Annotated in this window: 30 protein-coding genes and 1 tRNA gene; 9 read left to right on the forward strand and 22 right to left on the reverse strand. The window is 65.6% G+C overall.

Features of this window, described 5'->3' with window-relative positions; all coding sequences use genetic code 11:
• Positions 1-29: 29 nt before the first annotated feature.
• The 4 genes from V6R86_RS07065 to V6R86_RS07080 form a co-directional block, all read right to left on the reverse strand.
• Complete coding sequence (locus V6R86_RS07065) at positions 30-302, reverse strand: hypothetical protein (RefSeq protein ID WP_338503209.1); 273 nt, start codon at positions 300-302, stop codon at positions 30-32.
• 496 nt (positions 303-798) lie between these two features.
• Positions 799-1,209 carry a Cu(I)-responsive transcriptional regulator gene (cueR, locus tag V6R86_RS07070; RefSeq protein ID WP_338503212.1) on the reverse strand — a complete coding sequence of 137 codons (411 nt, stop codon included), beginning with the start codon at positions 1,207-1,209 and terminating at the stop codon, positions 799-801.
• Positions 1,210-1,312: 103 nt separating this feature from the next.
• On the reverse strand, positions 1,313-3,682 hold the full coding sequence (locus V6R86_RS07075; protein WP_338503214.1) for a heavy metal translocating P-type ATPase: 2,370 nt from the start codon (positions 3,680-3,682) through the stop codon (positions 1,313-1,315).
• Between the two features lie 168 nt (positions 3,683-3,850).
• Positions 3,851-3,927, reverse strand: a tRNA-Arg gene (locus V6R86_RS07080).
• 98 nt (positions 3,928-4,025) lie between these two features.
• Between V6R86_RS07080 and V6R86_RS07085 the strand changes: the two genes are divergently transcribed.
• Entirely contained in the window at positions 4,026-4,232 is a 207-nt protein-coding gene (locus V6R86_RS07085) for a hypothetical protein (protein WP_338503217.1), read from the forward strand.
• Here V6R86_RS07085 and purQ read toward each other — a convergent pair.
• Positions 4,229-4,900 carry a phosphoribosylformylglycinamidine synthase subunit PurQ gene (gene purQ, locus V6R86_RS07090; RefSeq protein ID WP_338503219.1) on the reverse strand — a complete coding sequence of 224 codons (672 nt, stop codon included), beginning with the start codon at positions 4,898-4,900 and terminating at the stop codon, positions 4,229-4,231. The two genes, V6R86_RS07085 and purQ, sit on opposite strands and share 4 nt — an antisense overlap.
• Positions 4,900-5,133, reverse strand: coding sequence for a phosphoribosylformylglycinamidine synthase subunit PurS (gene purS / locus V6R86_RS07095; RefSeq protein WP_338503220.1), 234 nt, complete (start codon positions 5,131-5,133; stop codon positions 4,900-4,902). Before purS ends, purQ begins: the two co-directional genes overlap by 1 nt.
• A gap of 123 nt (positions 5,134-5,256) precedes the next feature.
• Here purS and V6R86_RS07100 point away from each other — a divergent pair, with 123 nt between their 5' ends.
• The gene (locus V6R86_RS07100) at positions 5,257-5,406 is read left to right on the forward strand and encodes a hypothetical protein (protein WP_338503221.1); all 150 of its coding nucleotides are present in this window, start codon (positions 5,257-5,259) and stop codon (positions 5,404-5,406) included.
• On the opposite strand, the gene V6R86_RS07105 is transcribed toward V6R86_RS07100, so the two are convergent.
• Positions 5,403-6,308, reverse strand: a complete 906-nt coding sequence (locus V6R86_RS07105; protein WP_338503223.1) for an NAD-dependent epimerase/dehydratase family protein — start codon at positions 6,306-6,308, stop codon at positions 5,403-5,405. The genes V6R86_RS07100 and V6R86_RS07105 overlap by 4 nt on opposite strands.
• The gene (gene obgE, locus V6R86_RS07110; protein WP_338503224.1) at positions 6,305-7,363 is read right to left on the reverse strand and encodes an Obg family GTPase CgtA; all 1,059 of its coding nucleotides are present in this window, start codon (positions 7,361-7,363) and stop codon (positions 6,305-6,307) included. Before obgE ends, V6R86_RS07105 begins: the two co-directional genes overlap by 4 nt.
• A gap of 128 nt (positions 7,364-7,491) precedes the next feature.
• On the opposite strand from obgE, the gene V6R86_RS07115 reads away from it, so the two are divergent.
• Positions 7,492-7,911: a biopolymer transporter ExbD gene (locus V6R86_RS07115; protein WP_338503226.1), complete on the forward strand. Its 420-nt coding sequence runs from the start codon at positions 7,492-7,494 to the stop codon at positions 7,909-7,911.
• Positions 7,912-7,921: 10 nt separating this feature from the next.
• Here the strand turns inward: V6R86_RS07115 and V6R86_RS07120 are convergent, their stop codons facing one another.
• Both V6R86_RS07120 and V6R86_RS07125 read right to left on the reverse strand, forming a co-directional pair.
• Positions 7,922-8,149: a hypothetical protein gene (locus V6R86_RS07120; protein WP_338503228.1), complete on the reverse strand. Its 228-nt coding sequence runs from the start codon at positions 8,147-8,149 to the stop codon at positions 7,922-7,924.
• 58 nt (positions 8,150-8,207) lie between these two features.
• Complete coding sequence (locus tag V6R86_RS07125; protein ID WP_425335982.1) at positions 8,208-8,972, reverse strand: sulfite exporter TauE/SafE family protein; 765 nt, start codon at positions 8,970-8,972, stop codon at positions 8,208-8,210.
• 144 nt (positions 8,973-9,116) lie between these two features.
• Between V6R86_RS07125 and epsC the strand changes: the two genes are divergently transcribed.
• Together epsC and V6R86_RS07135 are read left to right on the forward strand one after the other, a co-directional pair.
• Positions 9,117-9,803, forward strand: a complete 687-nt coding sequence (epsC, locus tag V6R86_RS07130) for a serine O-acetyltransferase EpsC (RefSeq protein ID WP_338503232.1) — start codon at positions 9,117-9,119, stop codon at positions 9,801-9,803.
• Positions 9,800-10,144 (forward strand): DUF2794 domain-containing protein, encoded by a 345-nt coding sequence (locus tag V6R86_RS07135; RefSeq protein WP_338503234.1) that lies wholly within the window; start codon positions 9,800-9,802, stop codon positions 10,142-10,144. Before epsC ends, V6R86_RS07135 begins: the two co-directional genes overlap by 4 nt.
• Here the strand turns inward: V6R86_RS07135 and V6R86_RS07140 are convergent.
• Positions 10,125-11,219: a hypothetical protein gene (locus tag V6R86_RS07140; protein WP_338503237.1), complete on the reverse strand. Its 1,095-nt coding sequence runs from the start codon at positions 11,217-11,219 to the stop codon at positions 10,125-10,127. The two genes, V6R86_RS07135 and V6R86_RS07140, sit on opposite strands and share 20 nt — an antisense overlap.
• A gap of 95 nt (positions 11,220-11,314) precedes the next feature.
• Entirely contained in the window at positions 11,315-11,626 is a 312-nt protein-coding gene (locus V6R86_RS07145) for a glycine zipper 2TM domain-containing protein (protein WP_338503239.1), read from the reverse strand.
• Positions 11,627-11,776: 150 nt separating this feature from the next.
• Between V6R86_RS07145 and V6R86_RS07150 the strand changes: the two genes are divergently transcribed.
• Both V6R86_RS07150 and V6R86_RS07155 read left to right on the forward strand, forming a co-directional pair.
• Complete coding sequence (locus V6R86_RS07150) at positions 11,777-12,367, forward strand: SOS response-associated peptidase (RefSeq protein WP_338503240.1); 591 nt, start codon at positions 11,777-11,779, stop codon at positions 12,365-12,367.
• Positions 12,368-12,385: 18 nt separating this feature from the next.
• Entirely contained in the window at positions 12,386-12,739 is a 354-nt protein-coding gene (locus V6R86_RS07155) for a hypothetical protein (RefSeq protein ID WP_338503241.1), read from the forward strand.
• Positions 12,740-12,744: 5 nt separating this feature from the next.
• Here V6R86_RS07155 and rsmD read toward each other — a convergent pair whose 3' ends face one another.
• The 3 genes from rsmD to V6R86_RS07170 all read right to left on the reverse strand — a co-directional run bounded on the left by rsmD (position 12,745) and on the right by V6R86_RS07170 (position 15,350).
• A complete protein-coding gene (rsmD, locus tag V6R86_RS07160; RefSeq protein ID WP_338503243.1) occupies positions 12,745-13,278 on the reverse strand; it encodes a 16S rRNA (guanine(966)-N(2))-methyltransferase RsmD in 534 nt (177 codons plus the stop codon).
• 67 nt (positions 13,279-13,345) lie between these two features.
• Positions 13,346-14,260 carry a TraB/GumN family protein gene (locus V6R86_RS07165; protein ID WP_338503245.1) on the reverse strand — a complete coding sequence of 305 codons (915 nt, stop codon included), beginning with the start codon at positions 14,258-14,260 and terminating at the stop codon, positions 13,346-13,348.
• A gap of 190 nt (positions 14,261-14,450) precedes the next feature.
• Positions 14,451-15,350 (reverse strand): TraB/GumN family protein, encoded by a 900-nt coding sequence (locus V6R86_RS07170; RefSeq protein WP_338503247.1) that lies wholly within the window; start codon positions 15,348-15,350, stop codon positions 14,451-14,453.
• A gap of 91 nt (positions 15,351-15,441) precedes the next feature.
• On the opposite strand from V6R86_RS07170, the gene V6R86_RS07175 reads away from it, so the two are divergent.
• On the forward strand, positions 15,442-16,332 hold the full coding sequence (locus V6R86_RS07175; RefSeq protein WP_338503249.1) for a glycine--tRNA ligase subunit alpha: 891 nt from the start codon (positions 15,442-15,444) through the stop codon (positions 16,330-16,332).
• 104 nt (positions 16,333-16,436) lie between these two features.
• Positions 16,437-18,503, forward strand: a complete 2,067-nt coding sequence (glyS, locus tag V6R86_RS07180; RefSeq protein ID WP_425335983.1) for a glycine--tRNA ligase subunit beta — start codon at positions 16,437-16,439, stop codon at positions 18,501-18,503.
• A gap of 6 nt (positions 18,504-18,509) precedes the next feature.
• Here the strand turns inward: glyS and V6R86_RS07185 are convergent, their stop codons facing one another.
• From V6R86_RS07185 to cpaB, 7 genes are all read right to left on the reverse strand, one after another.
• Complete coding sequence (locus V6R86_RS07185) at positions 18,510-18,905, reverse strand: hypothetical protein (RefSeq protein ID WP_338503253.1); 396 nt, start codon at positions 18,903-18,905, stop codon at positions 18,510-18,512.
• A 108-nt stretch (positions 18,906-19,013) separates the two neighbouring features.
• Positions 19,014-20,012 (reverse strand): type II secretion system F family protein, encoded by a 999-nt coding sequence (locus V6R86_RS07190; protein ID WP_338503255.1) that lies wholly within the window; start codon positions 20,010-20,012, stop codon positions 19,014-19,016.
• 13 nt (positions 20,013-20,025) lie between these two features.
• On the reverse strand, positions 20,026-21,000 hold the full coding sequence (locus tag V6R86_RS07195; protein ID WP_338503257.1) for a type II secretion system F family protein: 975 nt from the start codon (positions 20,998-21,000) through the stop codon (positions 20,026-20,028).
• A gap of 46 nt (positions 21,001-21,046) precedes the next feature.
• Positions 21,047-22,318 carry a pilus assembly protein CpaE gene (locus V6R86_RS07200; protein ID WP_338503259.1) on the reverse strand — a complete coding sequence of 424 codons (1,272 nt, stop codon included), beginning with the start codon at positions 22,316-22,318 and terminating at the stop codon, positions 21,047-21,049.
• The gene (locus V6R86_RS07205) at positions 22,318-22,929 is read right to left on the reverse strand and encodes a CpaD family pilus assembly protein (protein WP_338503261.1); all 612 of its coding nucleotides are present in this window, start codon (positions 22,927-22,929) and stop codon (positions 22,318-22,320) included. Before V6R86_RS07205 ends, V6R86_RS07200 begins: the two co-directional genes overlap by 1 nt.
• A 26-nt stretch (positions 22,930-22,955) precedes the next feature.
• Positions 22,956-24,362, reverse strand: a complete 1,407-nt coding sequence (locus V6R86_RS07210; protein ID WP_338503263.1) for a type II and III secretion system protein family protein — start codon at positions 24,360-24,362, stop codon at positions 22,956-22,958.
• 44 nt (positions 24,363-24,406) lie between these two features.
• Positions 24,407-25,444, reverse strand: coding sequence for a Flp pilus assembly protein CpaB (gene cpaB, locus V6R86_RS07215; RefSeq protein WP_338503265.1), 1,038 nt, complete (start codon positions 25,442-25,444; stop codon positions 24,407-24,409).
• Positions 25,445-25,482: the final 38 nt, after the last annotated feature.

Raw genomic sequence — 25,482 nt, forward strand, 5'->3', positions numbered from 1 at the left:
AGGGACACCGCCGGCTTCCTTAGTGCGGCTTAGTGCTGGAGGCCGCCGGGTGCGGCGGACTTGGACATGTCGTGGCCGGCATGGGGATCGGTGCTGGCCTTCATGTCATGGCCCATCTTCGAATGGTCCATATCTTTGCAGCAATCAGATTTCATATCCTTGCAGCAGTCGGACTTCATGTCCTTGCAGCAGGGCTTCTCCATCTTAGCACAACAATCAGCCTTGGGCGCCGGAGCAGCCTGCGCGTTGGCAACAGACGGAAGGGCAATCGACAGAGCGATCGCAGACAGTATCTTGTTCATGAGAGTCTCCGTGAAATCGAGAAAATAGATCGATTTCACGCGACTCGTGGAGGGGGCGTAGCAAGCTCGGCCGGTGAGCCGATCAGGACGGTCAGGGCTGGGGACGAAACCTCGGCATGGACAATCACTTCGTCAGCAGCAGAAGCCTGCGGCGCAACCGCTATGCCCATGCACATCGATGCACAACACGTCTTTCCCGAGAACTTTTCGTGCTTGGCACCCTGTTCGGATGTCCCACCACAATGCGCCGATGCGCTTGCCTGCTGATGATGAGATGATGCTGGAGCCGGTTGCCGCTCCATTGCATTCGCCGTCACGGGCGCCACAAGCACCGCGAGCGCCAGAAGCGCTTGCAGAAGCCCTCGCAGGCTCGTGATGTGACGTAGCAGGTGCATAATGTCGGCTAGTAGGCCCAATCCGTTCTAGACGCTTCCGTTCCCTAGTGAGGCGAAAGCTATCCTGAGGAAATCATATAGGGTTTGACACTGTGTCAGGGTCAAGCGCCTTTTGGCATAAGCTCTTCGGACTCAAGGCCCGCCAGAATGGGGCAATCAGGTAGGTCATCACCGCTACAAGCGTCGGCTAGGCCCTGCAGCGTGGCGCGCATCTGCTCCAACTGACGGGCCTTACGGCCGAGTTCTTCTGCCCTGAAGAGAGCCAGTGCCTTTACGTCGGCACTGGATCGGGAACGGTCTTGCCAGAGCTCCAGAAGCTGGCGGATATCCTCGATACCAAAGCCAACGTCTCTCGCTCGACCTATGAAGTGGAGCGTATGGAGATCGCGTTCGTCATAATCGCGATAGCCGGATTCGCGCCTGGCTGCTTGAGGTATCAAGCCGATCTTCTCGTAGTGTCGGATCATTCGCTGACTAACGCCACTGGCTGACGAAATCTGACCGATCTTCATGCGAATGACCTTGCCCGTACGCTCTTCGAGTAGTCGGCAGACAGCGGCAGGCTCACGAGAGGGTCGGTAGTAATTCCCACCCAGCCCGCTCCTTCTAGTCTTGTCACAGCTGCACACTCCGAAGCCGCAAGGCGTTGCCGATCACCGATACAGAAGAGAGGCTCATGGCCAAGGCGGCGATCATAGGAGAGAGTAGGATACCGAAGACGGGATACAACACGCCGGCTGCGATGGGCACTCCAAGCGCATTGTAGCCGAAGGCAAACAGAAGGTTCTGGCGAATGTTGGCTGTTACCGCCCGGCTGAGCCGCCGAGCACGCACTAGGCCGGTCAGATCACCCCCCACCAGAGTTACGCCCGCACTCTCGACTGCAACGTCAGCGCCCGTTCCCATCGCGATCCCGATGTCGGCTCGGGCAAGAGCGGGAGCATCGTTGACCCCGTCTCCAGCCATAGCGACCACTCGGCCCTGCTGCTTCAGTCGCTCGATCGCCGCATCCTTATCGGCGGGCAGCACGTCAGCTACTACCTCGTCGATCCCGAGTTTCCGAGCGACTGCTTCAGCCGTACGGCGATTATCGCCGGTTAGCATGATGATGCGCAGGCCTTCTCGATGAAGGCCTGCAATGGCAGCTTCGGTAGTGTGCTTGATCGGATCGGCGACTGCAATGAGCCCTGCGGCTCGCCCATCAACCGCGACAAACATCACGGTAGCGCCCTCGTCACGGTGCTTGCCGGCAGCAGCCTCCAGCTTGCTAGTATCCGAGCCTTCCGCCTCCATCAGAGCGGAATTACCGATCGCCACTCGGCGGTTCTCGACCGTGCCGACAAGCCCTTTGCCACTAATCGAGAGAAAGTCCGTGGATGGCACAGGCGCCAGGTGGCCCTCCTCTGCCCCTTTGACGATCGCATGAGCGAGGGGGTGGGCGCTCGATGCTTCCAAAGATGCCGAAAGCCGCAGCACTTCATCAGAGGACAGACTGCCGGTAGCCTCGACGGCTACCAGTGCGGGCTTGCCTTCGGTGAGCGTGCCCGTCTTGTCGAGGACCAAGGTATCGACGCTGGCGAAGCGCTCCAAGGCTTCGGCGTTCTTGATGAGCACGCCGGATTGCGCGCCCTTACCTACGCCAACCATAATCGACATGGGCGTAGCCAGTCCGAGTGCACACGGGCAGGCGATGATCAGCACGCTGACCGCTGAAACCAGTGCAAAGGCAAGGCGCGGCTCGGGAGCAGCAAAAGACCAGATTGCAAACGCGATCACTGCAACAGCGATAACTGCCGGCACGAACCAAGCAGCGACTTGATCAACCTTCCGCTGGATAGGCGCCTGACTGCGCTGTGCCTCGGCAACCATCTGTACAATGCGCGACAGCATGGTCTCCGACCCAACCCGATCGGCACGCATGACGAAGCTGCCATCGCCGTTGATGGAGCCACCAGTCACGGGCGAGCCCGGCTCCTTGCCAACCGGTAGCGGCTCGCCGGTAAGCATCGACTCGTCCACCGAGGACGCGCCTTCGACTACTTCCCCATCGACAGGGATCGCTTCACCAGGTTTGACCCTGAGCTGGTCGTCGCTTCTGACCATGTCGAGCGGAACGTCACGTTCCTTTCCGGCATGGATCAGGTGCGCTGTTTTCGGCGCTAGGTCGAGCAAGGCTCGGATGGCCGAGCCGGTCTGTTCGCGAGCGCGTAGCTCCAGCACCTGGCCAAGCAGCACCAGCGTAACGATTACAGCAGCTGCCTCGAAGTAGAGGCCGACGCCCCCCTCGTGAGTTCGGAACGCGGGCGGGAAGACCTGGGGAGCGATGGCCCCCACAATAGAATAGGCCCAAGCAATGCCAGTTCCGATCGCAATCAGGGTGAACATGTTGAGGTGAAGCGTCTTGAGGCTATTCCAGCCTCGCACGAAGAAGGGCCAGCCACCCCAGAGCACGACCGGTGTCGCCATGATGAGCTCGACCCAATCGAGCGTGCGGCCACCGATGAACTCAACCGTCGCTGGCCAGAAATGCCGAAGCATGACGAGGACGAACAAGGGCGCGGACAAGGCAGCCGACACGACGAAGCGCCGGCGCATGTTCAGATACTCTTCTGACGGTCCGCTGTTCGGATCGAAGGCCTTCGGCTCCAGAGCCATGCCGCAGATGGGGCAGGTGCCGGGGCCAATCTGCACGATCTCTGGGTGCATCGGGCAAGTGTACTCGATCTCGGATGAGCCGGGCGAAGGTGCCGAACTTCCAGTCTCAAGGTAGAGCTCTGGCCTCAGCTCGAAGCGCTCCCGGCACTTGGCCGAACAGAAATGATATGTACGGCCAGCGTGCTCGGCTTGATGGTAGGCAGTCGCCGGATCGACCGTCATGCCGCAAACGGGGTCGATGACCTTCCCGGGCGTCACATGGTCGTGAGAGGTCGACTGACCATGTTGGTGGTGACAGTCAGACCCGGGTGCGTGTGAAGGATTTCTCATAGCCAGCCCTAAATGGACCCTGACATCATGTTAAGGTCAAGGGGATAGGCGCGTGGTCTGACTTAGCCAGCGACGGCAGCTTGATGACTCTGTGTGATCGGCTAGTCCGAGCGTGAGGAGCAAGTGTGTGCAACAGAGGCGCAACTATATTGCAGCCTCTCAAAAAAGTGGCGCGCCCGGCAGGACTCGAACCTGCGACCACGAGCTTAGAAGGCACGTGCTCTATCCAGCTGAGCTACGGGCGCGTTGCAGTCGTCGCTAAGGCGGAGCGGGCTCCGGCTCAAGCATTCATCTTTCATTCACTGCGTAGGCCGTGTATTAGCAGCGCAAGACAGGGGTGTTTATGCGCGCTTTTTCGAGCTTTTTCGTCGCCGCCATGGCGTTAACCGCGGCTCCCGCCGAGGCGGCAAGGATCGTCATTCTGACCGATCCCATGACGCTGGAACGCCGGGTCGTAGTGATCGAGCAGGCCGGACCCGACCGAATCTATCTCTGCCCCACGCCGCCCGCGACCGCCGGTTGCCGCGACGTGACGCCGCCGGCGCGCTAGACCGCCGCCAGCGCTCCGACCAGGCTGTCGAACAAGCGGCGGCCATCCTCGTTGCCATGCGCCGGCTCGGCTGCGCGTTCGGGGTGCGGCATCATGCCAAGCACATTGCCGCCCGCGTTGACGAGGCCCGCGATGTCGTTGGCCGAGCCGTTCACCGTGCAGGCGTAGCGGAACACCACCTGTCCCTCGCCCTCGATCCGGGCCAGCGTGTCGGCGTCGGCCTGGAAATTGCCGTCGTGGTGGGCGACCGGGATGTGGATCGTCTCACCGGCTGAATAGGCGTTGGTGAAGCGGGTACGGTTATTCTCGACCGTCAGCGCCGCATCCTTGCAGACAAAGGTGAGTGCGGCGTTGCGCATCAGGGCGCCCGGCAGCAGCCCTGCTTCAGTCAGGACCTGGAAGCCGTTGCAGATGCCGAGCACCGGGCGGCCCTTGCCGGCTTCGTCGATCACCGCCTGCATGATCGGCGAGCGCGCCGCCATCGCGCCCGAGCGAAGATAATCCCCGTAGCTGAAGCCGCCGGGGACGGCGATCAGGTCGAGGCCCTCGGGAAGGCTGGTATCGCGGTGCCAGACCATCTCGGGCCGGCGGCCGGTCGCGCGCTCCAGCGCTACGGCGAGATCGCGATCGCAGTTGGAGCCCGGAAAGACGAGAACCGCGCTCTTCATCAGCCGAGCCGCTCAATCTTGAAGTTCTCGATCACCGTGTTGGCGAGAAGCTTGCGGCACATGTCTTCGATCGCAGCGTCATCGGTGTCGTCGGCAAGGTCGAGCTCGATCAGCTTGCCCGCGCGCACGTCATTGACGCCGTCGAAGCCCAGACCTTCCAGCGCATGGTGGATCGCCTTGCCCTGCGGATCGAGCACGCCCGGCTTCAACGTCACCAGAACCCGCGCCTTCATGGCTTCACTCCCATGTTTTAGATTGTCGGTGCTTTGACACGCGGCCTATGGACAAGGGATAAGAGTCTAGCAAGCATTGCAGGCGCAAGTGCAAGCGTCCTGCGGGCCAGAGAGAACGTGCCGATGTCCTATCTTGCGACTGCCATCTTCCTGGGCCTGTTTCTGGTGGGGCCGACTTATTTCGGCTGGTCAGACCCGAGCGGGAAGGTCAGCCTGGCGCTGCTGACAACCTTCCTCCTGGGTGCCGTCGCGGGCTTCAAGGCCAAGGGCTAGAGCCAGCCCTGCCGTTCGTACCAGCGGGCGGTTTGCGCAAGCCCGTCCGGCGTCGCGATTGCCGGTTGCCACAGGTCGGCAGGAGGCCGCCGGGCCGGATCCACGGTCCAGTCGGGATGACAGAAATAAGCGGCGCGGTCCGGGGTCAGCTTGGCCTTGTGCCGACGCAGCAGCCCATCGACCCGCGCGCCCAGCCGAACCAGGCCGGCGGGCACTGACAAGGCCAGGGCGCGGCGATCCTGCGCGGTGGCAAGGGCGGCGGCGAATTCGCGGTGGGTCCAGCCGTTCGGGCGACCATCGTCGGGCTCGACCAGCAGCTTGCTTGGCGCGCCCTCGGCGGCAAGTGCCAGCAGCAGGCGCGACAGATCGTCGGCGTGAATCAGGCTGAGCCGTCCCTTGGGAGGCAGCGGCACGAGGCCTAGGCGCGCGGCCTTGAACAAGTCCAGCGTTTCGCTGTCGCCGGGGCCGTAGACGGCGGGCGGGCGAACGACCGCCCAGTCGAGCCCGCTGCGCTGCACCAGCTCTTCACTCCTGGCCTTGGAGGCGCCGTAGAGCGACAGCGCTGGTTCCCGCGCGGCAAGGCTGGAGACGTGGACAAAGCGATGGACGCCGCTGGCGGTGGCGGCGGCGAGGAGAGAGAGCGTGCCGGTGACGTTACCCGCTTCGAACCCTGCGGCGTCTGGTGCGCTGATGACGCCGGCGACGTGGATCACCGCATCGGCATGATCGACCAGCCGCTGCAGCGCCTGCCGATTGTCGAGCGCGCCCTGTACCCAAGTCACGCCGTGCCGCTCGTTCTGCGACCGGCGGGTCAGCGCCACGACCTCGTGACCCTGTTCGACGGCAAGCGCGAGCAGGCGGGCGCCGACGAAGCCGGTGCCGCCCGTGATCGCCAGCTTCACAGGGGCGACCAGCTCTTCGCCGGCTCGTCCGGGTCGGCAGCTTCTTCCTCGAAATCACCGTCGAGGCGGCCGCCGACATGCTCGGACAAGGCGTCGAGAACGGGCTGAAGGCCGATTTCGGCCGCTGCCGACAGTGCCAAAACCGGAAGGCCGCTGGCCTCGCGCAGCTCTTCCGACAGTGCCTCGATCAATTCGGCGTCGATCGTGTCGACCTTGTTCAGGGCCAGCACCACCGCCTTGTCTTCGAGCCCGGCGCCGTAATTTTCGAGTTCGTCGCGGACGATGCGGTAGCTGGTGGCGACATCCTCGTCCTGGCAATCGATCAGGTGGAGGATCACGCGGGTGCGCTCGATGTGGCCGAGGAAGCGGTCGCCGATCCCGGCGCCGTCCGCCGCGCCTTCGATCAGACCGGGGATGTCGGCAACCACGAACTCGCGGCCGTGATGGCTGACCACGCCGAGCTGCGGGCGCAGGGTGGTAAAGGCATAGGCACCGACCTTGGCGTCGGCATTGGTGACGGCGTTGATGAAGGTCGATTTGCCCGCGTTGGGCAGACCGACCAGACCGACGTCGGCGAGCAGCTTCAAGCGCAGCCAGACATACATTTCCTCGCCCGGCCAGCCTTTCTGATGCTGGCGCGGCGCGCGGTTGGTGGAGGTTTTATAGGTCGCGTTGCCGCGCCCGCCGTCACCGCCGCGCAGGAACACCAGCCGCTCGCCCTCGGTGGTGAGGTCGGCGAGCAGGGTGCGATCCTCGTCGTCAGCGAGGATCTGGGTTCCAACGGGCACCTTGATGACGAGATCCTCGCCATAAGCGCCGAAGCGGTTGGACCCCGCGCCGCCCTTGCCGCGAGGGGCCCGGAAATGCTGGGTATAGCGGAAGTCGATCAGGGTATTGAGTCCGGGCACCGCTTCGAACACGATATCGCCGCCCTTGCCGCCGTTGCCGCCGTCGGGACCTCCATATTCGATATATTTTTCGCGCCGAAAGGAAACAGCGCCTGGCCCACCCGCGCCCGAGCGGACGAAGATCTTGGCCTGGTCAAGGAAATGCATGGGCGTGCCCTTAGGCTTTTATGGCCGGAAACACCATCGGGGCGCAAACGAGCGGAGCAATCGCGCTTGTCATTCGTCCGGTATCATGAGACGTTACACTATCACGTTTCGATCAGAAAGGGTGCGCCATGGTCAGTCTTGCTTCTGCCGTTCCTGCCGCCGCCGAGCCGATGATGGAGCTCAATACCACGCCCCTGATCGACATCATGCTGGTCCTGCTCATCATGTTCATCATCACCATTCCCCCGCAAAGCCATGCGGTGAAACTGGATCTGCCGGGCGAGGGCAAGGCCGAGCCGGATCCGTTGCGCAACAAGGTGGTGGTGACCGACACTGGCGGTCTGCTCTTCAACGGCGCGGCCGTGACCCCGCCCGAACTCACCACCTTGTTCGAGCGCATGGCGCAATTGCCGCGTCAGCCCGAGCTTCAGCTGCAGCCGGCCGCGGCTGCGCCGTATGGCGCGGTAGACGACGTCCTCGTCCGCGCCAAAAAGGCGGATCTGACGCGCCTCGGTTTTGTCGGCAACGAGGCGTACCAGCGCTTCTGAGCGACCGCGCTCAGCTCTTTCGGGCGCTGGCGACGAAGCGGCGGGCGATTTCGCGGACCGCTTCGTCATCGCCGGTTCCGTCCCTGGCGGGGTCGCCGAGGTGCTCGATGCTCCCTTCGATCCGGTCGAGCAGGCCCGGGTGCTGGGCTTCGACGTGGGCGACGACCTGGAACAGGATATGTTCGGCCGCGATCTCGCGTTGGCGGGCCTGGACGGCGCTGTCGGATGCTGTTGTCATGGGTGAGGGAGCGCGCGGCGGGAGGCCCGGTTCCGCGCCCGGCCTTTGGGACAGGTGATCAGGCGAGCAGGCGCCACAGGCCCCAGGCGCTGGTCGCGGTCAGCACGGCGCCGACCAGCACCAGCAATCTGTCCGCCTCGACCCTTTTGGCGATGATCGCCCCCAGTGGCGCGGCGAACACCCCGCCGATCAGCAGGCCGATGATCGCGGTGCTGAACGCGTCCCAGCCGATGGTGAACAAAAAGGTCCCCGAGATAGTGAGGGTGACGAAGAATTCGGCGGTGTTTACGGTGCCGATGGTGAAGCGCGGCGCGGTCCCTTGGACCATGAGGTTGGAAGTGACCACCGGTCCCCACCCGCCGCCCCCCGCCGCATCGAGGAAGCCGCCGACAAGGCCCAATGGCTCGACGATCCGGGCCGGGCGAATGACATGACGATGCGTCCACCCGCGCCACAGCAGGATCAGGCCGAGCGCAGCGAGATAGGCCAGCACCACGGGCCGGGCGATGTCGGCGTGAATATTGCTCAGCACATAAGCGCCAAGCGCGCCGCCGACTGCGCCGGGAATGACGATCCGCAGGAACAGCCGCCAGTCGACATTGCCGTGCGCGATATGATTGGTGGCGCTGATCCCGGTAGTGAAGATCTCGGCGGTATGGACGCCCGCGCTCGCGACCTTGGGCGGGACCCCCATGCCGACCAGCAGTGTCGAGCTGATGACGCCATAAGCCATGCCGAGCGCGCCATCGATCAACTGGGCGGCGAAGCCGATCAGGATGAAGGGCAGGAGCACCGACGGATCGGCAAGAAGCTCGGCGAGGATGGAGGTCGTCCCTTTCCCTGTTGCGGCGCCCCCATGCCTCAGCTTGAGCGCTTCGCCTAGGGCGGAGTGCTTGGCCCTTCTTTGCAACCGGGCCGGGAGGACATACATTCACGCCGAATAGTCACGGCCCCGAAGGACGCCTGCTTGCGCTTAGCTCTTATTGATTACCTCGACAGCGTGAAGGAGCGGGACCCCGCCGCACGCAGTCGGTGGGACGTGATCCTGTACCCCGGGGCCTGGGCGCTTTTGTATCACCGCGCCGCGCACTGGCTGTGGGCCGGCCGTTTGTTCTGGCTGGCGCGGTTGGTCAATCACTGGAGCCGGATGGTGACGGGGATCGACATCCACCCGGGCGCCACGATCGGCCGCAATTTCTTCATCGACCATGGCTTCACCGTGATCGGCGAAACCGCGCTGATCGGCGACAATGTCACCATCTATCAGAACGTGACGCTCGGCGGGACCAATCCATCGACCGGAATCGGCGGCAAGCGCCATCCGACACTCGAGGACGGCGTAGTCATCGGCTCGGGCGCGCAAGTGCTGGGGCCGATCACGATCGGCGAAGGCGGCCGGGTGGGGGCCAATGCGGTAGTGACCAAGGACGTGCTGCCGCGCACCACCGTGGTCGGCATCCCGGCGCGGCCGGTGCCGGTCGATCTGGTCCATTACAGCCCGGGCTTCATTCCCTACGGCACGCCGTGCGGCGAGGATGTGGATCCGCTGCGCGCTCGGCTGACGACATTGGAAGAAGAGCTGGCCGAGCTTCGCGCCGAGCTGAAATCGCTTCGGGCGCGGGGAGAAGCCCTGCCGGAGAGCAAGGCTTCGTGAGCAGTGTCACCCCCTTTCCGGTGCGTCCCGACCGGAAGGCCGTCGCCACCTTCGACCGGGTCGAATTGCAGCGTATCCTGGATCTCTACGGGCGAATGGTCGCGGCCGGGCACTGGCGCGATTATGCGATGCAGTTCGCGCCCGATCTCGCCAGCTTCGCCGCCTTTCGCCGCACCGCCGAGCGGCCCGAGATCCGCATCGAAAAACGCCCCTCGCTTCGGCTGAAGCAAGGGGCGTGGGCCTTGGTCGGTGAGCATGGGGTCATCCTCAAGCGGGGCGGGGAGCTTCACGGCATCCTCGCCCCGCTCGAGCGGCGCCTCCTCAGGCTGGTTGAGGACTGAGGCTCGGCAGATGGCCGCGCAGCGAGCCGGGCAAGCGAGCGACTACTGCGGCGCGGGCCTGGTGCCAGAAGGCCGACAGGAGCAGCAGCGCCGAGCCGATCACCAGCGCCGTCAGCGCGATGTTGAGGCTGACCGCGCCGAACTGCTCGAACAGCTCGTTCAAGGCGAACAGCACGTACGCGAGCGCCGAGACCAGAAGCGCGCGGCGGTCGATCGCGAGCGCGGCGACGCCGAGCGCGATATAGATGGCGATCACCACCAGCCCCTCGCCAACGCTGGCGTTGCCGTCGTTGAGGCCCAGCAGCGTGAAGACCGGGTGCACGATCATCGGTGCGGCGAGCAGGTGCAGCCAGAAGGCGACGTCCGAGCGGCGTGAGATGCGGGCCGGGTCCGAGCTGTCCCAGCGCATGGCATAAAGGAAGACGCCCAGCCCGAGCAGCAGCACGACGCCCAGCACGATGTTGCCGGTATTGGGCGTGTCCCCGATGGCGGCGGCGATCAGCGCGACGACGATACCAGCGACCGACGCCGCACCCGCGGCGACCGTGATGGGCACCCGGAAGCGCTTCCAGTGGGCGAAGGCGGAGATGGCCCCGGCCGAGGCTGCGCCAGCCCCGATCAGACCGGCCGTCAGGGCTTGTTGCCCCGCCTCGAGCTCGGGATTGCCGAACAGGCTGACCAGGGTGAAGCCGACGCTTGCCGCGACCCCGCCGACAAAGGCGAGCAAGAGAATGATCGACGGCAGTGCCATCCGGCGGCGCGCGGTGAAGAACAGCGCCAGCCCCCAGGCCGTAGCCGCAATCAGCGCCGGTGCGAGCGGCGAAGGGCCGCTTTGGTCGACGGTGAAGCCGAGGTTCTGTCCGATGCTCTGGCCGATCCAGCCGACCGCGAACAACAGGATGGCGGCGGCGATCGAGACGAAGATGTCGTTGAAACCGGTGATCAGCCGGAAATACTCTTCATCGACGGCGGGCGAGCTTCGCTGGCGATCGACATAAGCGCGAAGCGACGCCGCCGCCTCGGGAGTCACCGCCCCGGCGGCGACCGCCTCGTCGAGATCATTTTGGCTATACATAGAAACACCTCCCTGTTGCCAAGGAGGCTACAGGGAGGTGTCCTATTGTGTCAATACACTAAGCTGCTGCCCTCAGGCGGCAGCTTGCACACGCCTTAGCGGCAGACGTAGCGCTTGCGACTGCGCTCGACTTCGCGGCCGATCAGCGCGCCGGCGGCGGCGCCGAGGATGGTGCCGGTGGCGCGGCTGCCCTGCGTGTCGATCGCACGGCCGATCAGCGCACCGCCGGCGGCGCCGACGATCAGGCCGGTGGTGCCGTTGTTCCGCTTGCAGCGAAGGCGGCCCTGGCCGTCATACCAGGTCTTGCCGTTATAATAGCGCTGAGCTTCGGCAGGCGCGGCCACGGTCAAGGTGGCGGCAGGAACGGTAAGACCGGCGGCGGCAATTGCCATCATCATGGTCCGCATGACTATTCTCCTAGTTTCTCGTTGCGGTATCGCTTGAACTTGTCTGCACCCCTCAACCTGAACGAGCGGGCAATGGGTGACGGGGTTAAGCGAGGAATAACGGCTTAACGGCGAAACGATCATTCGGGTCCGACGAGGCGAGGCGACACGATGTGCAATCTGTATTCGATGACGGCGACGGTGGACGAGATGAAGCGGCTGTTCGGCCCGTTCGAGGGCGAGCGCGACAATCTTCCGGCCTTCGGCGAAATCTATCCCGGCAAGCCTGCGCCGGTGCTTCGCCGCAAGGACGATGGAGGGCTCAAGCTCGAGATCATGGAATGGGGCTTTCCAGGACCGGCCGCGGCCAAGGGGCGGCCGGTGACCAACATCCGTAATCTCGCCAGCCCCTTCTGGCGCAGCGCGCTCAATCGCACCGACCGGCGGTGCGTGGTGCCGGTCACCCGCTTTTGCGAGTGGGAGGGGGAAAAGGGCGCCAAGCGCAAGGTGTGGTTCGGGCTGCACGAGGGCGCCGACCCGCTGTTCGCCTTTGCCGGCCTGTGGCGGCCGGGGGAGGGCGGGGTGCCTTACATGGCGTTCCTCACCTGCGACCCGAACGGCGTGGTCGGCGCGGTGCATCCCAAGGCGATGCCGGTGATGCTGCGTGCCGCCGATGTCCCGACCTGGCTCGATTCGGAAGCTGCCACCGCTTGTGCGCTTGCGGTGCCTTATGCCGATGCCGATATGTGTCGTCTGCCGTAACCAGCCACAGGGGATATCATGGCCAAGGACAAGAAGCCGAAGAAGGCCCGCAAGGGTGACGAAGCCGAAGCCCCCAAGGTCAAAAAGGCCAAGACGAAGAAGCATGACGGCGACGGCGGCGCCCGCGCGCATCCGCTGGAAGCGCTATCGAAGCTCGCCGATCACCCCCTGGTGTCCGAACTCCTCGCAGCGGGTGCGCTGGCCGCGGTGGCGGCGATTGCCGATGCGGGAGCGAAGAATCCCACGGCCGTGAAGTCCGCCGACAATGTGAAAAAGGCCGGCAAGGCCGCCGCCGCGGCGATCGGGGCGCGGCTATTGAAGGAATTAGGCAGCGCCAAATCGGCTGCCAAGGATGTCGCGGAGAAGAAATAGCTCGCTTAGCGCTGGAGCAGGGTGAGGCGGGCCGGCCCGGTGTCGCGTTCGGCGTCGAGCCGCAGCGTGCCTGGCTCGACCCGGTCGCCGCGCGCGGTTTCGATCGCCAGCCAGCCGCCGGGCGCCAGCCACCCGGCCCGCTCGACCGCCGCGACGACCGCATTGCCCGACCCGGCCGCATAAGGCGGATCGGCAAAGATCAGGTCGAAGGGCGCAGCGACGGGCGGCAGCTTCAGTGCCGAGCCGGCAAGCAATTTGACCTCGGCGCCGAGCGTCGCGGCATTGGCGGCGATCGTCTTGCGCGCCGCGGCGTCGGTTTCGACCAGGGTCGCCTGCGCCGCACCGCGTGACAGGGCTTCCAGCGCCAGCGCGCCGCTCCCGGCGAAGAGATCGGCGACCATGAGATCCTCGAAACTACCGATCCGGCTCGCCAGCATCGAGAACAGGGTTTCGCGCGTGCGGTCGGCGGTGGGGCGCGTGGAAAGCGAAGGCGGCGCCGCGATGACCCGGCTGCGCCATTTGCCGGCGATGATCCTCATGGCCGCTCGTTAAGCGGCAAGTGTCCGAGCGGGAAGGGGAGACTATCCCCTTCCCGCAGCGCTTTGCTCAATACTTGATGCGCGCCGTCTTGATCCCGCTCTTGGCAAGGTAGTCCTGGACGCTGTCCTTGCCCGCAAGATGGCCCGCGCCGACCGCGACGAACACGGTGCCGGGGGTCTTCATCCGCTCCTCAATCCACTTGGCCCAGGTCGCGTTGCGGCCGGTCAGCATCAGCTGATGCATCGCCGGGCTTTGCGTCTGCATGTCGTTCATCATCGCGGCAAGACCGTCGGCGTCACCGGCGTTCCACGCCTTGGTCATCTTGGCAAAGGTCGATTCCATGTCGCCAAAGGTCGCGGCGGTATATTCCAGCATGCGGATCTGCTCGGCTTCCGGCAGCTTGTCGAACAGCTGCATCTGAAATTCGAGGGTCTCGAGCTGGTCGATCGGCTTGTTACCGGCCTTGGCGGCGGCGGTGATGACGGCTTCGGCACCCTGTTCGCCGGTCTTGCCGACCTTTTGCATGCCGAGCGCGGCGAGCATCATCGAGGCGGCGAAGGGCTTCATCGGCTCGACCATCGCGGTGGTGCCGCCGACGCTGGCCAGCGCCGCGGCGAGATCTTTCTTGCCTTTTTCGCTGAGCCTGGACGTCAGCGGCTTGCCGTCGGTCGCCATCCAGTATTTCTGGACCAGCGGCGCCATTTCCGCCGCGTTTTCGGGTTTCACGATCTCGAAATAGACCTTGCTCGACCGGTCGAACGCGGCCTTCACCTCATCGTTGAACCAGTCGGTCTTGCCGTCGAGCGCGTGAAAAGTGCCGAACAGATAGACGGTGGTGTCGCTGTCCTTGGCCACCCACAAAGCGGGATCGGTGTCGGGCAGCGTGGCAGCGGCCGGAGTGGGCTGCGCCGTCTGCGCAAGCGAGGGCGAGGCCAGCCCGAGCGCGGTGCCGAGCAGTATCGAGCGGAAGAGGCGGGCCATGAGGTTCTCCGGTTAGATGGCACGATATCAGAGGTATCCGAGCAAGGCTCGAACCGTACAGTTGATGGCGAAAGCAGCAAGCAGCGGTGCTTTAAAAGTATATGACTGTCGCTTTTATGCCAGGCGCCTTGCGCAGGGTTAGGGAGCGCCTTGCCAGCCCTGCCGGTCGGCCGGGAAAAACGCGAACCGATTACTGCACGCGCGTGACGTTAAGGCCTCGCTTCTGGAGCATTGCCTGCACCGAATCGGCACCCGCCAGATGCCCGGCGCCGACCGCCACCATGACAGTCCCCGGCTGGCCCATCCGGCCTTCGATCCAGCGGGTCCAATTGGCATTGCGCTCCTTCAGCAGCAGTTCGGCCATCGCCGGGCTACCCAGCATCTCGGCGTTGAAGCTCTTGGCGATGGCGGCGACGTCGCCGCGCCCCCACGCGCTCAGCATCCCGCCGAAATCCTTGCTCACCTCGGCCGGGCTTTCCAGCGTGCCCAGCAACAGCGCCTGCTGCGCACTTTCGGGCAGACGGTCGAAGAAGCGCAACTGCTCTTCGTTGGTCTCGAGCTGGCCGATCGGCTTGCCCGCAGCGGCGAAACGCGCCTTGAGCTTCATCTCGACGCCTTCTTCCTGTTTTAAATCCATCGCTCCGAACTGCGGCCCAAGCAGCGAAAGCGCGACCGCCCAGGTCTCCATCCGGTCAAGCGCGGCGGGCGAGATACGCGCGCGAGCGATGGCGCTGGCGAGTGCGGCGCGCTTGTCCCTGGGTACACGGTCAAGCACCGGCGGCAGCCCCGGCGTGTCGGTGGCAATCCGCATCATGGTCGCGGCAAAGGGCGCGGGATTGGCGGTATCGACAATGGTTTCGACGACCAGCCCCTGCGATTCCTCGGCGGCGCGCGCGAACAGCGGGCTTTCCCAGCGCGTGCCTTGCGGCAAAAGGTGGATGGTGCCGAATAGATAAACGGTGGTGTCTTTGTCCGCGACCTTCCACAGCGCGGGCTTTGGATCGGACGGCACCCGCGCGTCGCCAGCGCCCGCCGAGGCGAGGCCCAATGCCGCAAGGCCCTTGGCGATCCAGTTGAACTTCAGACCCACATTCGTCTCCTGCCGCGCACCTGTCCGGCGCGCCTTCGACACATGGGAGCCGCTTGCCCCGCTGCCAAGCTCCGGCCTATGGCCCGCGGCCATGACCGCGCCTGCGCCCCTCAGCTTTCAGGACTTGATCCTGACCCTTCACCGCTATTGGTCGGAAAAAGGCTGCCTGATCCTCCAGCCCTATGATCTGGAGATGGGCGCCGGCACCTTTCACCCGGCAACCGTGCTGCGCGCGCTCGGCCCTGATCCGTGGAATTGCGCCTACGTCCAGCCCTGCCGCCGCCCGACCGATGGCCGCTATGGCGAGAACCCCAACCGGCTCGGCGCCTACTACCAATATCAGGTGATGCTGAAGCCCAGCCCGCCCGACCTTCAGCAGCTTTATCTCGACAGCCTGACCGCGATCGGGATCGACGTCATGGCCCACGACATCCGCTTCGTAGAAGACGATTGGGAAAGCCCGACGCTCGGCGCCTGGGGCCTCGGTTGGGAAGTGTGGTGCGACGGGATGGAGGTGACGCAGTTCACCTATTTCCAGCAGGTCGGCGGGTTCGATTGCTCGCCGGTCGCGGGCGAATTGACCTACGGGCTCGAACGGCTGGCGATGTACATCCAGGGCGTCGACAACGTCTATGAGCTGAAGTTCAACGCGCCCGGCCCGGGCGGTTGGCAGGCGACCTATGGCGACGTGTTCCTCGCCAACGAAAAGCAGATGAGCGAGTGGAATTTCGAGGTCGCCGGGACCGAGCGCCTGTTCGACGCCTTCCGCAAGGCGAGCGAGGAATGCCAGAACTGCCTCGACAGGAAGCTCGCCATTCCGGCTTATGAGCAGGCGATCAAGGCCAGCCACATTTTCAACACGCTGCAGGCGCGCGGGGTGATCTCGGTCGCCGAGCGACAGGCCTATATCGGTCGGGTGCGCGACCTGGCGAAGGCGGCCTGCGGCGCCTGGCTGGAAGCGCAGGGGGAGAAAGCGGCATGAGCACCGATTTCACCCGCGAGCATGGGCCGCTCGATCCGGCGCCCGCCGCGCCGACCCACGCCGACTTTTTGCTTGAGCTGCGTTCGGAAGAGATTCCGGCGCGGATGCAGGCCCGTGCGCGCAACGATCTGGCGCGGATGTTCGGCGAGGAACTGGCCAAGGCCGGGCTTAAGGCCGACGACATCGAGACCTTCGCCACGCCGCGACGGCTCGGCCTGATCGCGCGCACGCTGCCGCTGGCGACGGCGGCGGTCAGCGAGGAGATCAAGGGCCCGCGTAGCTCGGCCCCGCCGCAGGCACTGGAAGGCTTCCTCCGCAAGATCGGGCTTGCCCAAGACCAACTGGTCGAGCGCGACGGCGTCTATTTCGCGGTGATCGACAAGCCTGGCCAGCCGACCGCGGCGGTGCTGGGCGGCGCGATCGAGCGGATCATCCGCAACTTCCCCTGGCCCAAGTCGATGCGCTGGGGCGCGGCGTCGGCCTCGACCGCATCGCTGCGCTGGGTGCGTCCCTTGCAGGGCATCGTCGCCCTGCTCCGCGACGCAATCGTGCCGGTCAGTGTGGAGGGCATCGAGAGCGGCGCGACCACGGTCGGGCACCGCTTCCATCATCCCGGCCCGATCACGCTCGGCGGCGCGTCCGATTATGCGGAGAAACTGCGCGCCTGCCACGTCATCGTCGATGCCGACGAGCGCGCCGCGATCATCCGCGACCGGGCGCACACGCTCGCCGCCGAAGCCGGCCTGACGCTGGTCGAGGACGAGGGGCTGGTGGCCGAGAACGCCGGGCTGACCGAATGGCCGGTGCCGCTGCTCGGCCGGTTCGACGCCGATTATCTCGACGTCCCGCCCGAGGTGATTCAGCTGACCGCGCGCACCAACCAGAAGTATTTCGTCCTGCGTGACGACAGCGGCGCGCTGGCCAACGCCTTCATCTGCACCGCCAACATCGAGGCGAGCGACGGCGGGGCGGCGATCGTCGCGGGCAACCAGCGCGTGCTCGCCGCGCGGCTCAGCGACGCACGCTTCTTCTGGGAGCAGGACCTCAAGATACCGCTCGACGAGCAGGCGAAGAAGCTGTCCGGCATCGTTTTCCACGAAAAGCTCGGCACCGTCGCCGAGCGGGTGCAGCGTATCGCCGACCTCGCCGAATGGCTGGCCAGCGAAGGGATCGTCCCGGACTGCGATCCCGCCCAAGCCCGACGCGCGGCCGCGCTCAGCAAGGCCGACCTCGTCACCGGCATGGTCGGCGAATTTCCCGAATTGCAGGGTCTGATCGGCGGCTACCTCGCCGAAGCGCAGGGCGAGACCAAGGCCGTCGCCGAGGCGGTGCGCGATCATTACAAACCGGTCGGGCAGGGCGACGACGTGCCAACCGCGCCGATCACGGTGGCGGTGGCGCTGGCCGACAAGCTCGACACGCTGCGCGCCTTCTTCGGCGCGGGGATGCCGCCGACCGGCAGCAGGGATCCCTTCGCGCTGCGCCGCGCGGCGCTGGGAGTCATCCAGATCGTGACCGAGAACGGCTTGCGGCTGCCGATCGCCGAGGGTGACCTGCTCGACTTCTTCGCCGACCGCCTCAAGGTTCAGCAGCGCGAGGCGGGCGTCCGCCACGATCTCATCGATGCGGTGTTCGCGCTTGGCGGGGAGGATGACCTCGTGCGGGTTCTCGCCCGCGTCGCAGCGTTGCAATCCTTCGTCGAGGGCGGTGAGGGCGCAAACCTCCTCGCCGGCTACAAGCGGGCGGCCAATATCCTCAAGAAGGAGAGTTGGGACCTGCCGCGGGTGATGGCCGACCGGGGCGAGCAGGCGATGCCGCAGACCGGCGAGGAAGATCCGCTGTCGATGGTCGATGAGGAGCCCGAACTGGCCCGCGCAATCCTCGCGCAAGCGCAGGGCTCGGCGCTTCCGGCGGATGCGCCCGAGGCGGAGCGGACGCTGGTCGCCGCGCTCGACGCAGCCGAACCGGCTGCGCGCTCGGCGGTCGAGGCGGAGGATTTCGGCGCCGCCATGGCCGCGCTCGCGAGCCTGCGCGGGCCGATCGACGCTTTCTTCGAGACGGTGACGGTGAACGACGCCGACCCCGCGGTGCGGCGTCGGCGTCTCAATATCCTCGCCCGCTTGCGCGACGCGGTTCACGGCGTCGCGGATTTCTCGCGGATCGAAGGCTAGGCGGCCTTAGCGGCGGTCGCCGTCCAGCGGGCGGCGGTCGTAATTGTCCGGCACGCCGTCGCGGTCGAGATCGCGGCGCTGGCCCGAAAAATCGTCCGGGTGACGGTCGCGCAGGCGGTCGTCGACATAAGGATCGGTGCGTGCGGCGGGAGCCGACACGGCCGCGGCACGCGCGGCGGCTTCGCGGCGGTCGGCGTCCTCACGCAGTTCCTTTTCGCGGGTCGCCCAGGTGGTTTCACGCTCCTTGTCACGGGTCTCCAGCGCTTTGCGCGCGGTGACTTCCTCGTTGTAGCGTTCTTTCCATTTGCGGCGCCCACCGCTGGTCATCCACATGCCGACCAGCAGGCCGAGCACGAACACAAGGCCAAGGATGATCCATTGGTCGGTGGTGAAGTTGGTCATGGCGTGGGGTCCCTGTCGGATGCGATTGCGTAACGACCATTACGACGAAGGGCGGCCGATGGTTCCCCACCGACCGCCCCAGGCCGCCCACTGACGGTATCGAACGGCTCAGCCGCCGCCGATCATGCTGTCGCTGATCGAGCAGGCCGCCGGCCCGAGGATCACGACGAACAGCACCGGAAGAATGAACAGGATCAGCGGCACGGTCATGATCGCCGGCAGACGCGCGGCCTTTTCCTCGGCGCGCATCATGCGCTCGTTGCGGAATTCGGCCGACAGCACGCGTAGCGCCGAGGCGAGCGGCGTGCCGTATTTCTCGGTCTGGATCATGGTCGTGACGACGCCGCGCACCGCTTCCAGTTCGACCCGGCTGGCCAAGTTGTCGAACGCCTGGCGCCGCTCGTTCAAAAAGCCGAGTTCGATCGAGGTCAGGCCGAATTCGTCGCCGAGCTCGGGATAAGCCTTGCCCAGTTCGCGGGCGACCCGGCCGAAGGCGGCATCGACGGTGAGACCGGCTTCGGCGCAGATGACCAAGAGGTCGAGCGCATCGGGCAGACCCTTGCGGATCGCGGCGCTGCGCTTGCCGATCTTGTTCTTGAGCCAGATGTCGGGCGCCTTGTACGATCCGATCAGGGCGCCCGCGACCAGCGCATATTTCTTGAACGCGCCCCATTCGGGGAAAGCGTCGAAGACATAGACGGCCAGGATCGCCGCGCCGCCCAGCACGATCGGCAGGACCAGCCGGCCGAGGATGATGAAAAAGGCGAGGTCCTTGGTGCGGATGCCGGCCTGGAGCAGCTTGACCTGGATCTCCTGAAGCTGGCTGCCCTGAATCATCTTGAAGGACGACAGGACGCCGCGCACCTTGTCGGCCGCCTGGTTCTTGTTGATCAGGCTTTTGCGCTTGTTGGTCGACGCGACGATGCCGGCCTTGAGCTGCTCGCGCCGCTCGTTCAGCGCTTTGACGCGGCGGGCCATCGGATCGCGGACCGTGGTCGCGGCATAGATGGCGATCATGACCGCCAGCGTGGCGACACCCGTCAGCAGGGTGGCGAACCAGATGACGTCGACGCCGAGGAGAGTGGGCCCGGAGGCTGCGGGTGACATGGTGCTGGTGCCCCTAGATCTCGAAGTTGACCATCTTGGCCATGACGGCGACGCCGATGCCCATCCACACCATCGCGCCTACCCCGGCGACGATCAGTCGCTCGTCGGAGAAGAAGCCGCCCATGTAATTGGGGTTGAGCATGTAGACCATGACGAAGACGATGAAGGGGAGGGCGCCGACGATCATCGCCGAAGCCTTGGCTTCCGAGCTCATGGCCCGGATCTTGAGCTTCATCTGCGCCCGCTTGCGAAGGACATCGGCGAGATTGGACAGGGTTTCCGCCAGGTTGCCGCCCGTTTCGCGCTGGATCGCCAGCGTGATGACGAAGAACTGGAATTCGGGCGTGCCGAGGCGATCGGCGGTTTCCTGAAGCGCGGCTTCCATGGTGAGACCGATCTTCATCTTGTCGCTGACCGCCCGAAACTCGATCCCGACGGGGCCCTTGATCTCGCTCGACACGATGCCGAGCGTTTCGGTGATCGGAAGGCCCGAGCGCAGACCGCGCACCATCAGTTCGATGGCGTCGGGGAAGTTGGCGTTGAAGGCTTTGAGCCGACGCGTGATCATCTTGCCGATGACGAGGTGCGGAAGCCCGATCCCGATGAACAAGGCGAACAGGAACGACAGCAGGAACGGCGCGCCGCGCGACAGCATGATGCCCGCGACCACCACTACCAATCCGGCATTGACCATCGCGTAACGGCCAAGCGTGATGGCGCGCCCGGTCTTTTCGAGCCGCTTCTGCATCGCCGCGGGCTTGGGAACGAGGCCGGAGAGAATGCTCTCCAACTTTGAATCCCGCCGCGACAGCAGCTTGCGGATCTGGGCGTTGGCGACCGCCGGCAAGCCGTTCTCACCATGCCGTTCGCGCACCGCCTCGAGACGGCGCTTGACGGCCTTGCTCGAGCTCGGGCCCGACAGGGCGATGAAGAGCATGCCGAGCACGCCCACCACGCCAAGGCCAAGAAGCAACAGGGTCAGCGACATGCCGGCATCCTTATCTGTTTATCGCGCGCTGCGTTTCACGAGCGTGCTACGCGGCCTTGGCCGTCGGCTTGGCGAGCATGCCCTTGAGGCTGGTCATCAGCGACTTGGACTGGGCGGCCGCGGCCATCTTGGCGGCATCGCCGGCGCCTTCCTCGGTCGCATGGCTCAGCACCATGTTGCACAGCTGGCTGAACGGCGCCCCGGCCTTGCCGCTGGCGATTTCCGCCATCGGCTTGCCGAGCTTGGCCGCCTGCGCGGCAAGCTTGGGATCGGAGGTGAATTGCACGTCCACCTTGCGCTCGATCGAATCCTGGAAATCCTTGAGCGAGATTTCCAGACCGCCGCTCGAGGGCATCTGGTTCGCCACCATGATGACCTTGGTCTGCGGCGCATTGCTCTTGAGCCAGGCGAGCACGCGGATGGTGTCGCGGGTGGCGGCAAGCGTCAGGTTGCTGACCACCACCGCGACATGGGCATCGTGGACCATGTGCGGATATTGGATCAGCATGTTGCGCGGCAGGTCGAGAACGGTCGCTTCGAACGCGTTCTTCATTTCTTCCTGAAGCTGGAAGTAAGCGGTGCCGTCGGTAAGCAGCGGCTGATTGATCGGCGCCTCGGCCGACAGCACGCTCAGCCGGTCGTTGGCGCGGACCATGGCGCGTTCGATGAACAGGCCGTCGATGCGGCTGGGGTTCTCGATCGCGTCGGTGAGGCCGCGGCCGGGCTCGAGATCGAGCGCCAGCGCGCCGGTGCCGAAGTGGATGTCGAGGTCGAGCAGCGCGGTGGAGCGCTGCGCCTTGGCACCCAGCAGCCAGGCGAGGCTGGTGCTGAGCGTCGAGGCACCGACTCCGCCGCGAACGCCGATCACCGCTGACATGATGTGCGGCTTGTCGGTCTGCGCTTCACCGCGCGGGCCCGACAGGATCATCTGGGCATTGGCAAAGGTGTCGCGCAGCTGGTCGACGCTGAACGGCTTCAGCAGATAGTCGTGGATGCCGCTGGCGAGGAGGTCGCGGTAAAGACGCACGTCGTTGACGCCGCCCGCCGCGATCACGATCGTGCCGGGCTCGCAGACTTCGGCCAGCGCGTTGATGTCGTTCAGGGGATCGGCCGATTCCGACAGGTCCACGAACAGGATGTTCGGGGAAGCCGAGACCGACAGCGACTGGACCGCGTTGCGCAGCCCGCCCTTGTTGACCTTTTCCGGGCTCCAGCCATGTTCCACCGCAACCGGGCGAAGCACCTCGGCGGTGGCATCGTCGCAGACGAAAGCGGTGAACGGATCACGCAAACCTGCGCGTTGGATCGGCGCGTTCATCAATTGCCTCCTTTGGCGCCCGGCGCCTTGTTCCGGTAGCTTTGGATCGCCTTGTTGCTGAGCACCGGATCGGACAGCCCCGACGGCTCGCGGCCGCTGACCAGATCGGCCGGATTGGCGACCATGGCGGCCAGGTTGCCGCTGTAGGCGCATCCGAAGTTGCTCATCATCTCGTTGGAGAAATTCGGATTGCTCGGCCGCGACCAGTTGGGGCAGCCGGGCACCGAAGCACGGGTGCGGCTGACCACCACGCGGACCGCTCCGGGGGGAACCGCGCCGGTGGTGACCGGGCTTCCGTCGGCGAGCAGCAGGCCGTAGCGGGCGGCTACCCGCGCCACGTCGGCCCGGGCGCTCGATGCATCGACGCCGTCGACGCTGACGACATCGCCATAGCCGAGCTCCAGTCCGCGGAACCAGCCGTCGAGACGAGCCGATTCCTGGGCGCCGAGGCTGCCGCCGGGTGCCGCCGCGTCGAACACATAGTCCGCGCGGGTGACGACCGGCTCGTTGACGGGGATCAGCCCGCGGGCCGGGCGGTCTTCACCGCGATGCACCTGGCAACCGGCCAGTGCGATCGACCCGAGCAGCAGAAGGGAAAGCTTGTTGGTCATGCTCACGTCCTTGTTTCTTGGGCCGTTCACAGCTTGAAGCCGGGCGCCGGAGCCGTCGCCGCCGTGGCCGCTGCGCCGGCCGACAGCGCCGGTGCCGGGACGGCCGCCGTCGGGCGGGGTCCGGACACGCCGGTGAAGGTCTGGCCTTCGAGCATGGCGGTGCCGTCGTGGGGCACGCGGAGCCCGTCGAGCGGGGTCGGCAGGCGGCCGTTGACCGGGCGCACCAGGTACGGCGTGACCACGATCACCAGCTCGGTTTCCGAGCGGCGGAAGCCGGTCGAGCGGAACAGCGCGCCGAGGATCGGCAGGTCACCTAGGAAGGGCGCCTTGCTGATCGTGTTCGAAGCGTTGGAACGCAGCAGGCCGGCGATCATGAAGCTCTGGCCCGAGCCCAGTTCCACGGTGGTTTCGGCGCGGCGAGTCAGCAGGCCCGGGACGTCGTAACCGCCGAGGCGCAGACCCGTGTCGTTGCTGATTTCGCTGACTTCCGGCTTCACCCGCATCGAGATCCGGCCATCGGCGAGGACCACCGGGCTGAAATCGAGGCCGACGCCGTAGCTCTTATATTCGACCGAGACCGCGCCGCCGACACCCTGGCTGACCGGGATCGGGAATTCGCCGCCCGCAAGGAAGCTCGCCGTTTCGCCCGACAGGGCGGTGAGGTTCGGCTCCGCCAGCGTGGTCGACAGACCGTCGGTCGCAAGGAGATCGAGCGTGCCGATGAGATCGAGGCCGAGCAGCTTTCCGGCCAGACCGAGCGTGGTGCCCGCACCCGATCCGGCAACGCTGAACGTTCCGCCGGGGACCGGGGCGTTGCCGCCGCCCTGCGCCACGCCGAACTGTATGCCGCTGGTGGCATCGCGGCTCAGGAGGTTGACGCCGATCTGCTTCAGCGCCGAACGGTTCACCTCGGCGATGCGGACCTTGAGATTGACCTGCAGCGGCACCGCGGTGCGCAGACGGCTGACCACCTGCGTGCCTTCGCCGATATAGGCCTGGACCAGGCGCTGCGCTTCGGATGCATCATCGGGGCTGGCGACCGTTCCGGTCAGCAGCACGAGATTGTTCATCGGGGTCGCCTGGATCTGCGATTCGGGCATTGCCGCGCGCAGCATCTCGTCGACCGAGCTGATGTTGTTGCCGACCCGGACATTGGCGGCATAGACCACCCGGCCCGACTTGTCGGTAGCGTAGACGGTGGTCTCGCCCTTGGACTTACCGAAGATGTAGAGCTGGTTCTGCGAGCGAACCTGCACATCGGCGATCGAGTCGTTGGAGATGAACAGGTCGCTCATCGGGGCCGACAGGCGAACCATGGTTCCGGTGTTGACCGACAGGTTGAGGTTTTCCGACGGACGCGCGGCCATGGGCTGTGCGGCGGCCGGGGCGGCGGCCAGGCTCAGCGCCGAGGCGCCGAGGGCTAGGGCAGCCATGACCGAAGTCACGCGCCCAAAGGACTTGTTACCCTTGCTCATTGTTAGCGAGCCCCCACTGGAACGAAGCTGACGTTGTTGCCGCGGGCGACCCGAACGGTAGGTCCGACCGGTCCCGCCGGAGCGGCGCTGGCGATCGGGGCCGGAACCTGAGCGGCCGGAGCGGCCGAGACGGTGACGGTCGCCGGAGCGCTGGCAGTGCGGGCAGGGACCGAGCGGCGCTGGAAGCGCGAAACGTCACCACCGGTGGCGAAGGTCGGCGTGCTGTCGATCGGCTGGCTGGCCATCGCCATCAGAATGCGGCGTTCTTCGGCCGGATTGGCACCTGCGGGCACCTTGACCTCGCCGGCGGCAACCATTCGCTCGAGCTCCGCCTGATTGTCGGCGATGCTGCGCAGCGCGAGGCTGAGCTGACCCAGGTTCTGGGCCACCGCGATCTTTTCGGCGATCTTGGGCGTCACTTCGAAGGTGACGTTGCCGAAGCTGGCGACGGTCGGCTTGCCGTCCTCGCCCTTGCGATCGGTGACCTGGCCGGTGGCCAGCACGCGCAGGTTGCGGATGATCGTCTCGGAGACCTTGAGGGGAGGACCATCGCCGCCGCCCGTGACCGACTGGGTCAGGACCATGTCGACGCGGTCACCCGGGAAGACGAAGCCGGCAACCGCCGCAATGTCGCTGACCGGAACGGTGACGGCGCGCATGCCCGGCGTCAGGGCCGCGGCAAGGAAGCCACGATCCTGCGGTCCGACCAGCTGACCGCGGGTCACCGGCTGGCCGGCGGTGATGGCGCTGCGCACCACCATACCGATCATCTTGGCCGGGTCGGCGTCGGGGCCGCCTTCGGTATAATAGGCTTCCTGGACCAGTTCGGCCGGCCACGGCTGGTAGCCGAAGCTTTCGGCATCGACCATGGCACCGACCGGAAGCGGCTTGCGCGCCACCAGGATCTTGGGGCCCATCGGCACGGCGGCCGCTTCTGCCTGCGGAGCCGAAGCGCCCGCGAACATGTTCTTGGCCATAACGGCGGTGATCGCTGCAACCAGCAACGCCCCCACCAGCAGTGCAATCTTCTTCACATCCATGGCGACACCCCGCCCCTTCCTCGAAACTCGCAGGAAAC

Origin of the sequence: Sphingomonas kaistensis, from assembly GCF_036884275.1 — a bacterium.
Taxonomy (GTDB): Bacteria; Pseudomonadota; Alphaproteobacteria; order Sphingomonadales; family Sphingomonadaceae; genus Sphingomicrobium; species Sphingomicrobium kaistense_A.